Below are 4058 nucleotides of genomic sequence, written 5' to 3' on the forward strand. Positions count from 1 at the left end.
TATTCGGGAGCTGGTTCAGGAGGTTCAAGGAATGGATTGTCGAGCCAGTACTGCAAATCTATCTTTACGTACAGATTGAGCCTGATGAAAGCAACTAGATTTGACAGATGCCAGCCGTATTGAGCCATTGCCTTGAGGGCTTTCAATATCAAAATGGTAATCAGAGCAGTCCAAATTTGTATCATGACAGCATTCTCAGAGGTTCCGATAAATGATTTGACATGAAGTAGCTGTTTTATTTCTCTGAAAAATATTTCTATCTGCCATCGAGATTTATAAAGTTCACTGATTGTATTGGCACTCCATTGCATATTGTTGGTGATAATCTCTAGCACAAATTTATTTTCATCATTCCAAACAGCTATACGACGCAACCGTTTGGGGTATTTTTCGTTGTGGAGCTCTATTATCTCGTCCTTGAGTATATGTTGATGTCTGTTGCCGGGCAAATCCAGTTCTTTAATTGTTCGATATTTGAGGTTCTCCTTGTGCCTTACAACAAAAAATACATGGTTGCTGTCCCAGATATTCAGAAGATGAAAATCGTTGTAAAATCGGTCGGCAACAATAACACTTCCTTTAATCAAAGGCAGATCATATGCCCCTTTATTGTCCGCGGTCTTGCCATTGGTAATGTTCACATAGACAGGTAAATTCCCATCGTAATCAAGTAGTGTATGCATTTTGACAGCACCTTTAGCTGTCTTGTACTTAGCCCAATCAAACAAAGATAAACACAAGCTTATTGTAGAAGAATCCAAAAGAAAGATTTTACTCTTGATACCAAACTTGACTTGTTTAAATTTAGCTTGCTGTCCTAGATAAGAATAAAGTTCGTAGTAATAGTCTCGAAACAAAGTCCAGTCTCTACGCTTGTTTTGATAGCTGATGCTAGATTTAGAAGGTGCAGTCTCTATTCCCAAGTGATTTAAGTTGCCTGTAGCAGAGCGTAAACCATTGCTGATATCACGCACGGACTGACTTTTGGCAAATTGACAAAAAAGCATCGAAATCAAGTGAGTCCAACTATCAAAACCCTTTTGATACTTATCGGTCTGCTTTTGCTGCACTATTTTTTTGAAAACATCTTTGTTGAGTTTGCTAAGAATTTGAGCGAATAATGTTATTTTTGCCATGAGAGGTTCGTTTTTTGTGTTGCACCTCAAAGGTAACTTTAAGGAACAGAAAACGAAAACCTCTCACTTTTTATTTAGGACGCTATTGCAACGGACTGGACTATCTGAAACAGTATGCCGGAGAAAAATATACTGGCGATGCCAACTATATCAACGAACAAGCTGTCAGAGACGGCAACATTGTTACTGCCCCCGGAACGGCTCCATTGGAGTTTTGCCGTGAAATCCTGTATGTATTAGATGCGGATGCGCCTGAAATTATAGAAGAGAGCTATCAATATTATAAAAATGGGTTCTTGCCGAAATAATATATATGTATAAAGAATATCCACCCAACCTACATTTACAGCATTTGATAGAAACCTATTGGGTTGCCGATGGATTGATTGAGAATGCAATCGCACAGCGGATTCTACCCGACGGTTGTGTGGATATTATCTTTGATTTCGGAAGTCACTCCGTACAAACCGGATTGCCCAAATTGGTTGGTACAATGACCTCTTTATTGGAAATCTCCTATCAGCCGGGACGGGTGCGGATGATGGGAATCCGCTTTGCGCCGGCAGGGATCACTGCATTCACCCGTATACCCATCTCCATGATTACCAACCAAAACATAGAACTCCCACTCACCGAAACCCTGTTTGATAACAGTTTCTATGAGCGATTGCCCGACATGGAGTCTATGCAGGAACGTATCTGGTATATCAACACCTACTTCCTGGCACGTATGCACAAGTTATACCTGCCCGACCGACAAATCAGTTATGCTGTCTCTCTTATTCAAAACAACAACGGCCACTTAGCCGTCAGGGAGATAGCCGGAGAAGTCTGCTTGTCGGAGCGGCAATTCGAACGTAAATTCAAAGCAACCATCGGCATATCTCCCAAAGCATTCAGCAACATTATGCGCTTCCGCTCCGTCCGTAGGTATATGGAAACCCATCCCAATGAAAGCATGTACGAAATAGCCATTGCCTGCGGTTATCACGATCATTCACATATGAATAAAGAGTTTCAGCGATTGGGAAGTATCTCTCCATCGGAACATGCCGTGTAGAATGTCGGTTTTTTACACGAAACACATCAAACAAGTATTGTATTTTTGTACTCAAAAAAGATGAAAGCCATGGAATATCAAACTCTATCTCCCAATATCGGCGTAAAGAGCGTCAACGAAACAGTACAGTTCTATACCGAAACATTAGGTTTCAATCTGATTATGAGTGTTCCCGCCCTCACCGGAAGCTTGCAATGGGCCATGGTGGCTAATGGCGGAACAACATTTATGTTTCAGGAAATGGATAATCTAACCGAAGAGTACCCACAGTTAGCCGGTCGCCCGGCATTGGGTATTATGACCTTTTATGTAAAGATGAAAGGCATGCAAACACTATACGAAAAGCTTCTGGGAACAGGATCTATCGCCAAAGAAATGCATAAAACATTCTATGGAGCAGACGAGTTCGCCATCTTCGATAACAACGGACATATCCTGACGATAACGGAAGATACAGTAGAACCTACCGCAATCAAGAGCTATGATAACTACTTCCTGCCAGCTAACAATTATCAAGAGAGCGTACATTTTTATTCTGAAGTATTGGGATTGGAAAAGAAATTCGAGTTTGCAGAGCAGGGTATGATAGCCTTCAAGGTTGGCAACGAAGAGCCGGCAATCATCCTGAAAGACAAAACTAAGATGCCGAACACAATACCTGCCATTTGGATAGAGGTTGAAGATACTAAAGCGGTTTACGAAAAGATGAAAGCCAAAGGCATTGTCTTTCTATCCGAACCATTTAAGATACGAACAGGTTGGGCGGTAGAATTGAACGACCCTTCGGGCAATAGATTAGGATTCACAGACTATAAAAGAGATTAATAAATTAATAACAGAAGAATTATGAAATTCAACAACGTAAGACTATTAGTCAAAGACTATCGGAAATGTTTCGATTTTTATACCCAACAACTTGGTTTGGAAGCCGCCTGGGATGTTGAAGAATGTTATGCCAGCTTCAAAGTAGCCGACGGAATAGAGGGGCTTGCCTTGTTTACCTCCGATTATATGGCTCCTGCTATTGGTAACGCCGACAAAACACACCCCACAGGTTATCGCGAAAAATCAATGATATCTTTTGAAGTTGATAATGTAGATGAGACTTATCAAGCACTTTCGGCAAAAGGACTTAAATTCATTAATGAACCAATAGATATGCCCGGTTGGGGAATGCGTGTTGTTCATCTGTACGACCCGGAAGAGAATCTGATAGAGTTGTATTCTCCACTGAATCAATCAGAGCTATAAAAATTAATAATCGAAAAATGAAGGCTTCAGAACCCATACTGTTTATTCTATCGGGATTGCCCGCTTCGGGAAAATCAAGTCTGGCAAAACTGATTGTCAAGGAGTACAATGCTGCCTATCTGAGAATTGATACCATAGAACAAGCATTGCGAGATTTATGCAACTACAATGTACAAAGCGAAGGATACCGTTTGGCTTACCGCATAGCAAGCAACAATCTGGACTTGGGGCATAATGTAGTTGCCGATTCATGCAATCCGATAGACCTTACCCGTAGAGAATGGGAAGAAGTAGCTATACAAAGCAATAGCCGGTACATTAATATCGAAGTAATCTGTTCGGATAAAGAAGAACATAAAAAACGAGCTGAAAACCGATGCACTGAAGTGAAAGGTTTAAAACTCCCTACATGGAATGAAATCCAAAGTAGGGAGTATCATGCATGGGCGACAGATAGAATTCTGATTGATACAGCAGGTAAATCGACAGAAGAAAGCTTCTATGAATTGATAAAAGGTAATCCTTCGGTCTCGGTCATCTTTTACAAGATTTATATAGTTTTTACCTTTGCATAGGAGAGAGTTAACGATAAATTAAGGAGCCATCAGTTT

5 protein-coding genes and 1 pseudogene are annotated in these 4058 nt (G+C 40.7%); 5 read left to right on the top strand and 1 reads right to left on the bottom strand.

Annotated features, from left to right (window positions below):
• On the bottom strand, positions 1-1136 hold a 1136-nt coding region (locus D0T84_RS08080; RefSeq protein WP_163307373.1), incomplete at its 3' end, for an IS4 family transposase.
• 89 nt (positions 1137-1225) lie between these two features.
• Here D0T84_RS08080 and D0T84_RS08085 point away from each other — a divergent pair.
• The 5 genes and pseudogenes from D0T84_RS08085 to D0T84_RS08105 all read left to right on the top strand — a co-directional run.
• A pseudogene (locus D0T84_RS08085) lies at positions 1226-1444 on the top strand (glutamine amidotransferase); the annotation flags it as partial.
• Positions 1445-1449: 5 nt separating this feature from the next.
• Positions 1450-2196, top strand: coding sequence for a helix-turn-helix domain-containing protein (locus D0T84_RS08090; protein WP_163307374.1), 747 nt, complete (start codon positions 1450-1452; stop codon positions 2194-2196).
• 69 nt (positions 2197-2265) lie between these two features.
• Positions 2266-3021, top strand: coding sequence for a VOC family protein (locus D0T84_RS22880; protein WP_255495261.1), 756 nt, complete (start codon positions 2266-2268; stop codon positions 3019-3021).
• Positions 3022-3042: 21 nt separating this feature from the next.
• Positions 3043-3447: a VOC family protein gene (locus D0T84_RS08100; RefSeq protein ID WP_163307375.1), complete on the top strand. Its 405-nt coding sequence runs from the start codon at positions 3043-3045 to the stop codon at positions 3445-3447.
• 17 nt (positions 3448-3464) lie between these two features.
• A complete protein-coding gene (locus D0T84_RS08105; protein ID WP_163307376.1) occupies positions 3465-4022 on the top strand; it encodes an AAA family ATPase in 558 nt (185 codons plus the stop codon).
• Positions 4023-4058 lie beyond the last annotated feature (36 nt).

Source organism: Dysgonomonas sp. 521 (assembly GCF_010501055.1).
In the GTDB taxonomy this organism is placed as follows: Bacteria; Bacteroidota; Bacteroidia; order Bacteroidales; family Dysgonomonadaceae; genus Dysgonomonas.